The sequence below is a fragment of the Phenylobacterium sp. genome, assembly GCF_004799395.1.
In the GTDB taxonomy this organism is placed as follows: Bacteria; Pseudomonadota; Alphaproteobacteria; order Caulobacterales; family Caulobacteraceae; genus Phenylobacterium.
On the sequence record NZ_SSMZ01000217.1, the window covers coordinates 1 to 7,234 of the forward strand.

Genomic DNA, 7,234 nt, shown 5'->3' on the forward strand with positions numbered 1-7,234 from the left:
AACATCTCGTCGAAGCGCACCATTCGCCAGCAGGACCCCTTCTGGCAGATGTTCGGCCTGGCCCCGCGCAACCGGGTGGAGGGCTCGCTCGGATCCGGCGTCATCGTCCGCGCCGACGGGGTGATCGTCACCAACAACCATGTGATCGAGGGCGGCACGGACATCACGGTCTCGCTCTCGGACCGGCGCGAGTTCCAGGCCAAGGTGCTGCTGGCCGACACCCGCACGGACCTGGCGATCCTGAAGATCGACGTGCCGGCGGGCGAGAAGCTGCCGGTCATGGCCATCGCCGACCGCAGCGACATCGAGGTGGGCGACCTGGTCCTGGCCATCGGCGACCCCTTCGGCGTCGGCCAGACGGTGACCAATGGCATCATCTCGGCCAAGAACCGCACCGCCAACCCGGATGGCGACGCCGGCGCCTACATCCAGACCGACGCGGCGATCAATCCCGGCAACTCCGGCGGGGCGCTGGTCAGCATGGACGGCGACCTGATCGGCGTGAACAGCTTCATCTATTCCCAGTCAGGCCAGTCTTCCGGAATTGGCTTCGCGATCCCCGCCGCCGTGGTGCGCCGCGTGGTGGAGACGGCCATGAATGGCGGCCAGACCGTGGTGCGTCCGTGGTTCGGCGCCCGCCTGCAAAGCGTGACGCCGGAGATCGCCAAGACCATGGGCCTTGCGACACCGTCCGGCGCGCTGGTGGCGGACGTCTGGCCGGGCGGTGCGGCGTCGAAAGCCGGCGTCAAACAGGGTGACGTGGTGACCTCCGTGGACGGGGAAGCGGTGGTCGACGCTGCGGCGCTGAACTATGCCATCGGCAACCATCGTCCGGGCGAAACGGTCCGCGTCGCGGTCCGCCGGGACAAGGCCGAGCATCCGCTCACCATGCAGGCCGAGGCCGCGCCTGCGGTGCCGGCGCGCGACGAGAAGGTGATCGCCGGGCGCAACCCGTTCCAGGGCGCGACGGTGGTCAACCTGTCGCCGGCGGTGGCCGAAGAGGTGGGCATCGATCCCTTCGGCCGGGCGGGCGTGCTGGTCACCAAGACCGCCGCCGGGGTGGCTCAGCAGCTAGGCGTCCAGCCCGGCGACATCATCCGCGCGGTCAACGGACGCGACATCAAGAGCGTCACCGACCTCTCCAGCGCCGTGGTTGCGCCAGCCCCTGTCTGGCAGGTGACCATCGAGCGCAACGGCCACCAGCTTACGGCGACCTTCCGCACCTGATCCGCAGCCGGCGCCTTGCGCGCCGGCCCGGCGGCTGATCATCCTCGTCGAGCGGCGCTGTTCGCCGCGACGGGGGATTGCAGGATGAACATGCATCGGCGCGCGGTGATGGGACTTGGCCTGGCCGGCGCGGGGCTGGCCGTGGCCGCCGGCGCGGCGGCGGCCGGCGCGGAGCCCGCCGGAGCGCTGGCTGTCGACGGGCCGGGCGCCGAGCGCTTCGCCGCCGCCTTCGAGGACATCCGCGCCTACGCCGCCCAGCACATGGTCGCCTACGGCCTGCCGGGGTTGACGCTCTGCGCCGTCGCCCCGGGCGGTACGTCCGCCTATCTGCGGTTCGGCTATGCGGAGCTGGGCGGCAAGGTCCCGCTGACGCCCGGCCACCTGTTCGAGATCGGCTCGATCTCCAAGTCGTTCACAGCGCTGTGCGTCTTCCACCTGATGGAGGCGGGGAAGCTCAGCCTCGACCAGGATATCGCCACTCTGCTGCCCGGCGCGCCGCTGCCCAGCGGCGCCAGGATCACGGTGCAGAACCTCTTGAACCATTCCTCGGGCCTGCCGGACGACGCGCCGCTGTTCCCGCGGGGCGGCGATGGCCGGCTATGGCGCGGCTTCGAGCCGGGGAGCCACTGGTCCTATTCCAACCTGGGGTTCCTGATGCTCGGGACCATCGTCGAGCGCCTGGAGGGCAAGCCGCTGGCCGAAGTGATCCGGCTGCGCATCCTCACGCCGCTCGGCATGAACGCCACCAAGGGCTCGATCCTCACGGGCGACCGGGCGGCCTACGCCCAGGGGTATTCGGCGCTCTACGGCGACCGCGGCTATCCGGTGGCGGGGCCCTTGGGCCCGGGCCCCTGGACCGAGGTGACCCAAGGCGCGGGCTGTGTCGCCTCCACGTCCCATGACATGTCGCTCTACTGCCGCTGGCTGATCGCGGCGGGGCAGGGCAAGGGCGCGCCGATCCTTTCGGACGCCGGCGCCGCGCGTTTCACCCGGGCCACCATCGACGCGCCCGGCTGGGCGGCGAGGGGGGCGCCGCAGTACGCCAACGGCCTGGCGGTGGTCGAAGTGGGCGGCCGCAAGCTCTTGCATCACACCGGCGGAATGCTGGCCTACAACTCCGCCCTGCACGTCGATCCGCAGGCTGGTGTCGGCGCCTTCGCCAGCACCAATGTCGGCCTGGTGCCCTATCGTCCGCGGGACATCACCGCGTTCGCCTGCGAACGCTTGCGCGAGGTGGTGGAGGGCGGCCCCAAGGCCACGCCGTCGGCCGCCCCGCCCAAGACGCCGCCTGTAGAGGCCTACCTCGGACACTACGTCAGCCAGGGCGGCGCGGGGTTGACGGTCGCCGCCACCGGCCGCGGGATCATGGCGCGGCTGGGCGAAGAGGCCGTCGCGATGGAACCCTATGAGGAGGATGCCTTCATCGCGATCGCGCCGCAGGCCGCGGCGCGTCCGCTGGTGTTCCGACGCACGGACAAGACCGTGGTGCGGGCCTGGTGGAACGGCGTGGAGTTTGTCCGGGCCGTCGCCGATCGCCCGGTCGCCGCCTTCAGCCCGGCGACGCCCGCCACTCTGCTGGCGCTCACCGGCTGGTATGGGTGCGACGACCCTTGGCACGGCGGCTTCCGGGTCGCCGCCCAGGGCGAAGCGCTGTTCGTCGACGACGTCACACCGCTCATCCGCCTGTCGGACGGCAGTTGGCGGGCCGGCGAGAAGGACTGGTCGCCAGAGCGCATGCGCTTCGACGCGCCCATCGATGGACGGCCGATGCGGGCGATCGCCTCAGGCGTCGATCACCTGAGACGTCCGGTGCCTTAAGCCGCCTGCAGCGTACGGCCGAGGCTGGCCGCGTGGGCGACCGCGCCCTCGAGCGCCTTCTGCTTGTGGTCCGGGCCGTAGTTGACGCCCTCGGCGCTGACCACCTCGACGTCGGGAACGCCGATGAAGCCGAAGAAGCCGCGCAGGTAGCTTTCCTGGTGCTGCAGGGAGGCCATCGGGCTCTCGGAGCCGTAGTAGCCGCCGCGCGAGGAGGCCAGGACGATCCGCTTTCCTCCGGCCAGGCCTTGCACGCCGGCCTCGGAGTAGCTGAACGTCTTTCCGGCCACCGCCAGGTGGTCGATCCAGCTCTTCAGGGTGCTGGGAATGCCGAAATTGTACATGGGGACGCCGATCACCACGACGTCGGCCGCCAGGAACTCGTCGAGCACTGCGTCGGCGTGTGCCACATCGCGGGCCTGGTCGGCGCTGCGCGCGGCGGGATCCAGGGCCCGGGCGGCCATCAGGACGCCGGACTGGTGCGGCGCGGGCTGGGCGTCCAGGTCGCGGTAGGTCACCTTGGCGCCCGGATTGGCCGCGACGATGGAGGCCACCGCGGCGGCGGAGACTTTGCGGCTGACGGATTGGTCGCCGAGGATGCTGGAATCGATGTGGAGCACGTTCACAGGGAAGGCCTCATACTGGTATTGGTTTGTGACCTGCACTATTTGAGTAACCACCCCGAGCCGCACAAGAAGGCACTTTTTTGAAACCCAAGCACACCGATGTGACCGCCCCTGCGATCGCGCCTGTCGACGGCGCGGACCTGTTTGCGCGCATACAGAGGGACGGGGTGCATTCCGTCACCGACTCCTGCCGCCCGATCACTGAGATCCTCGCCCGGATCGGCGACAAATGGAGCGTGATGATCGTGCGCCTGCTGGGTTTTGGCCCGAAGCGGTTCAACGAGATCAAGCGCGCGATCAACGGGATTTCGCAGCGGATGCTCACCCTGACGCTACGGGGATTGGAGCGTGACGGGCTCGTCACGCGAACCGTCACTCCGAGCATTCCGCCGCGGGTGGACTACGAGCTCACGTCGCTCGGTTACTCCTTGTTCGCGCCGATCGACGCCCTCGGCGCCTGGGCCTTCGCCAACCGGCACGAGATCGAGGCGGCGCGGGCGCGCTTCGACGCCGCGAACGACTGATGGCCGACCTCTTCGAAGCCGCGGGCCTGACGCCCCAGGCGCCGTCGCCGCTCGCCGACCGCCTGCGCCCGCAGAAGCTCGACGAGGTGATGGGCCAGGATCATCTGCTGGGTTCGAACGGCCCAGTCCGCCGCATGGCCGAAGCCCATCGTCTTGCCTCGATGATCCTCTGGGGCCCGCCCGGCACCGGCAAGACCACCATCGCGCGCCTGCTGGCAAAGGAGGCGGGCTACGAGTTCCATCAGCTGTCGGCGGTATTCTCCGGCGTCGCCGACCTGAAGAAGGCCTTCGAGCAGGCCCGCGTGCGCCGCCTGGCCGGCCAGTCGACGCTTCTGTTCGTCGATGAGATCCACCGCTTCAATCGCGCTCAGCAGGACGGCTTCCTGCCCTTCGTTGAGGAGGGGATCGTCACCCTGGTCGGCGCCACCACCGAGAATCCGTCCTTCGAGCTGAACGGAGCGCTGCTGTCGCGCTGCCAGGTTTTCGTGCTCAAGCGCCTGGACGATATGGCGCTGGAGACCCTCCTGGAAAAGGCTGAGGCGTTCGAAGGCCGGTCCCTGCCGCTCGAGCCGGACGCCCGCCAGGCTCTGACCGCGCTTGCCGACGGCGACGGACGCTATCTGCTGACCCTGGCCGAGACCCTGTTCAACATCGGCTCGGCGAAACCCTTGTCGATCAAGGAATTGGGCCAGGTTCTTCAGAAACGCAGCCCGGCCTACGACAAGGACCGCGAGGAGCACTACAACCTCATCTCCGCGCTGCATAAGTCGATCCGCGGCTCCGATCCGGATGCGGCGCTCTATTGGCTGGCCCGCATGCTGGCCGGTGGCGAGGACCCGCTGTTCGTGGCTCGCCGGCTGATCCGCGCGGCGGCGGAGGACATCGGCGAGGCCGATCCCATGTCGTTGATCCTCGCCAATGCGGCCAAGGACACCTACGACTTCTTAGGCAGCCCCGAGGGCGAGATCGCGCTCGCCCAGCTCACGGTCCACCTCGCCACGGCGCCCAAATCCAACGCGGTCTACAAGGCCTACGGCGCGGCGATGAAGGCGGCTCGGGAGACCGGCTCGCTCGGACCTCCAATGCATATCCGCAACGCGCCGACGCGGCTGATGAAGGACCTTGGCTACGGCAAGGGCTACGCCTACGACCACGATCAGGCGGAGGGTTTCTCCGGCCAGAGTTATTTCCCGGACGAGATGGACCGGCAGACCTTCTACCAGCCGAAAGGCGAGGGGGCCGAAGCGCGGATCAGGGAGCGCCTCGACCGCTGGGCGGCGCTGCGCCGGGACAAGGGCGGCTGAGCCGAGATTCGGCTAACGTTGTGATCCGGTTTCCGCGGGCCTAGGCTTCGATCCTCGATAAGGGGGAGGATCGCAATGGCGACGACGACGATGGAAACGCCGCGCAGCGCCACGCCGTGGCACCTGTGGGTGGTGGGTGTGATCGCGCTGCTATGGAATGGCTTTGGCGGCTACGATTTCGTGATGAGCAACCTCGGCGGCGGCCAAGCCTACCTGCACAGCATGAAGATGACCGATGGCCAGATCGCCGCGATGCACGCCCTACCGGCGTGGATGCTCATCGACTGGTCCGTGGGGGTCTGGGGCTCGGTGCTGGGGTCGATCCTGCTGCTCCTGCGCGTGCGCTGGGCGGTTCACGCCTTCGTGGCGTCGCTGGCGGGCTTGTTGATCAGCATCGCCTACTACCACTCGACGGCCAACGGGAAGCTGATGGCGGTCACGCCGGCGTTCAGCGCGGTGCTGGTGGCGGTCTGCCTGCTGTTGGTCTGGTACGCCTGGATGATGGCGAAGCGGGGCGTGCTCCGCTAAGTCGGAGCGGGTGAAGACCAAGGCCCCTCAACCCGTACGGCTCAGCCCGCAGGAAACGGCCTTCGTCCGCAGCCTGGTGATCTATGAGGACGCCGATATCCTGGCGTTGAACAAGCCAGCGGGCCTGTCGAGCCAAGGTGGTCGCGGTCAGGTCCATACTCTGGACGAACTGCTCTGGGCCTTCGCCAAGCCCGGCAAGGCGCGACCGCGGCTGATCCACCGCCTGGACCGCGACACCTCCGGCGTGATCCTGACCGCCAGGACCAAGCCCGCGGCCGGATTCCTCGGCAAGGCGATGATGGCCAGGAAGTTCGCAAAGACCTACCGCGCCATCGTCACCCCGGCCGCGCCGGAGTCTAAGGCCGGGGTCGTTGACGTTCCGCTGCGCCGCGACGAGCAGGGGCGCGAGGCGTTCATGCGGGTCTGCCCGCCCGATCATCCCGACGCCGAGACGGCCCGCAGCCGCTACCGCACCCTGGCCGAGGCGCCCGGCGCGGCCCTTCTGGAGCTCGATCCGGAGACCGGGCGTATGCACCAGTTGCGCGTCCACCTGGCCCACCTGGGGCGCCCGATCGCCGGCGACGCGCGCTATGGCGGCGCGCTGGTGGTCGGCGGGCATGCGATCCCGCGCCTGATGTTGCATGCCGCGGCCTTGACCTTCCCGCACCCGTCGGGCGGCGAGAAGCGCCTGGAGGCGCCGGTCCCGGCGGACATGGCCGGCCTCGTCGCGGTCCTTGGGCTGTCGAGCTAGACGCTCAGACGCAGACGGAGCGGCTGCCAGCGCGCCACTTCGAAGTGGCCGACGACAGCCACGCTCGCGGCCGCTGCGAAGAAGCACCAGACCGATTGGAATTCCGCAAGATAGGCTGCGTAGGCGACCAGCCAGCCCACGGTCACGATCGCGCCGAACACCAGCACCGAGCGGTAGGACGACATGAACAGCGGCACGCAGACGGCGGCAAGATATGCGGCCCCGATCGGCGTCATGTGGACCTGGGCTGTCGTGTAGATCACGTGCATGTTGCCCGCCGACGCGGTCACGGGCCCTCGCAGCAGACCCCAGAGCAGGTAGGCCGACACTGCCAGGCCGACGGGAATCCAGGGCAGCATCAGATTGCGGCGCTTGGGATGGGGCTCAAGGCACCAGACCGCCACGGGCGCGTACACCGGCCAGAACACCTGGGCGAAGAGCAGATAGACCAGGACCAGG

At 69.0% G+C, this 7,234-nt stretch carries 8 protein-coding genes; 6 read left to right on the forward strand and 2 right to left on the reverse strand.

The genetic code is table 11. The features are described from left to right. Together E8A12_RS14010 and E8A12_RS14015 are read left to right on the forward strand one after the other, a co-directional pair. A partial coding sequence (locus E8A12_RS14010) for a Do family serine endopeptidase (protein ID WP_293369780.1) occupies positions 1–1,227 on the forward strand: 1,227 nt, incomplete at its 5' end. A gap of 84 nt (positions 1,228–1,311) precedes the next feature. After that, positions 1,312–3,045 (forward strand): serine hydrolase domain-containing protein, encoded by a 1,734-nt coding sequence (locus E8A12_RS14015; RefSeq protein WP_293369782.1) that lies wholly within the window; start codon positions 1,312–1,314, stop codon positions 3,043–3,045. On the opposite strand, the gene E8A12_RS14020 is transcribed toward E8A12_RS14015, so the two are convergent. Next, positions 3,042–3,668 (reverse strand): FMN-dependent NADH-azoreductase, encoded by a 627-nt coding sequence (locus E8A12_RS14020; RefSeq protein ID WP_293369784.1) that lies wholly within the window; start codon positions 3,666–3,668, stop codon positions 3,042–3,044. The two genes, E8A12_RS14015 and E8A12_RS14020, sit on opposite strands and share 4 nt — an antisense overlap. Before the next feature lie 80 nt (positions 3,669–3,748). Here E8A12_RS14020 and E8A12_RS14025 point away from each other — a divergent pair, with 80 nt between their 5' ends. The 4 genes from E8A12_RS14025 (at position 3,749) to E8A12_RS14040 (ending at position 6,775) form a co-directional block, all read left to right on the forward strand. Further along, positions 3,749–4,192 carry a helix-turn-helix domain-containing protein gene (locus E8A12_RS14025; protein WP_293369786.1) on the forward strand — a complete coding sequence of 148 codons (444 nt, stop codon included), beginning with the start codon at positions 3,749–3,751 and terminating at the stop codon, positions 4,190–4,192. Then, entirely contained in the window at positions 4,192–5,496 is a 1,305-nt protein-coding gene (locus E8A12_RS14030; RefSeq protein WP_293369788.1) for a replication-associated recombination protein A, read from the forward strand. Before E8A12_RS14025 ends, E8A12_RS14030 begins: the two co-directional genes overlap by 1 nt. A gap of 75 nt (positions 5,497–5,571) precedes the next feature. Beyond that, a complete protein-coding gene (locus tag E8A12_RS14035; protein WP_293369790.1) occupies positions 5,572–6,024 on the forward strand; it encodes a hypothetical protein in 453 nt (150 codons plus the stop codon). 10 nt (positions 6,025–6,034) lie between these two features. Continuing rightward, complete coding sequence (locus E8A12_RS14040) at positions 6,035–6,775, forward strand: RluA family pseudouridine synthase (protein WP_293369792.1); 741 nt, start codon at positions 6,035–6,037, stop codon at positions 6,773–6,775. On the opposite strand, the gene E8A12_RS14045 is transcribed toward E8A12_RS14040, so the two are convergent. After that, a partial coding sequence (locus E8A12_RS14045) for a DUF6629 family protein (protein WP_293369795.1) occupies positions 6,772–7,234 on the reverse strand: 463 nt, incomplete at its 5' end. The two genes, E8A12_RS14040 and E8A12_RS14045, sit on opposite strands and share 4 nt — an antisense overlap.

Bases quoted from the DNA above. Each gene is read 5' to 3' on its own strand.
- E8A12_RS14015 (WP_293369782.1), top strand. From the start codon at position 1,312: ATGAACATGCATCGGCGCGCGGTGATGGGACTTGGCCTGGCCGGCGCG.
- E8A12_RS14035 (WP_293369790.1), top strand. From the start codon at position 5,572: ATGGCGACGACGACGATGGAAACGCCGCGCAGCGCCACGCCGTGGCAC.
- E8A12_RS14030 (WP_293369788.1), top strand. From the start codon at position 4,192: ATGGCCGACCTCTTCGAAGCCGCGGGCCTGACGCCCCAGGCGCCGTCG.